Source organism: Cerasicoccus frondis (genome assembly GCA_031296915.1).
Taxonomy (GTDB): Bacteria; Verrucomicrobiota; Verrucomicrobiia; order Opitutales; family Cerasicoccaceae; genus Cerasicoccus; species Cerasicoccus frondis.
In genome coordinates, this window is record JAVDPC010000065.1 from 1 (window position 1) to 933 (window position 933).

At 57.1% G+C, this 933-nt stretch carries 1 protein-coding gene; it reads left to right on the forward strand.

Annotation, left to right across the window (positions count from 1 at the left end; genetic code table 11):
* Positions 1-65: 65 nt before the first annotated feature.
* Positions 66-933 (forward strand): IS3 family transposase (locus RBB63_RS23575; RefSeq protein ID WP_309387897.1); only part of this gene is annotated, 868 nt, incomplete at its 3' end.

Sequence of the window (933 nt, forward strand, 5' to 3'; positions counted from 1 at the left end):
GCCCTAGAGATTGCCTTGAAAAAGAACGTCTGAACCCGGAGCGCCAGCGCAGCGTCGCCGCCAAGGTGATTGCTGCGCTGAAGTGTTCCGGGAGACAAGTCTGTCGTTGGTTGGGCATCCATCGCTCGACCTATCGCTATCACCCCCAACCAGTGCCGCCAAAGCAACAACTCCTGGAAGCTGAGATGGTGAAGCTGTCGCAAAAGTATCCCTTTTTCGGCTATCGCAAGATCACGCAGAAGCTGCGCAATGAAGGCTGGGAGGTGGGCAAGAAGCTGGTTCAGCGGGTGCGCCGCGAAGAGCATCTGCAAGTGCCTCCGCCCAAGCCTCGGACCCGCCGGCAAGGCTTATCCACAGGGCTGCCGACCGAGGCGGTCCGCCGCAATCACGTGTGGAGCTGGGACTTTATGAGCGACTACACTCAGCGTGGCGGCAAGCTGCGCGTGTTCAACCTCATCGATGAATACACTCGCGAGTGCCACTGCATCCATTCCGACCGGGCCATTCGCGCCGAGGATGTGCTGACCTTGCTCCAGGACGCTATCGGCGTACACGGGACGCCCGAATATATCCGGTCAGACAACGGGCCGGAGTTCATCGCCAAATGCATCCTGGGATGGCTCAAGGACCATCAAATCAAGACCATCTACATCGATCCAGGCTGCCCTTGGCAGAATGGCTTCGTCAAAAGCTTTAACGATAAGTTCCGGCGTGAATGCCTCGATCGCGAACTCATCTACACCCTGAGCGAATCACGCGTCATCTTCGATCATTACCGCCAACTGCATAATCACGAAAGACCGCACCTATCTCTGGGCTTGCTCACGCCAGCCCAATTTGCCAAACAACAATCCACAGGTTCCGGCTCCGTTCGGCCTACGGCCTCTCTACGCCAGAACCTTAACAACCCAACCAACCCAGTAAACAACAACC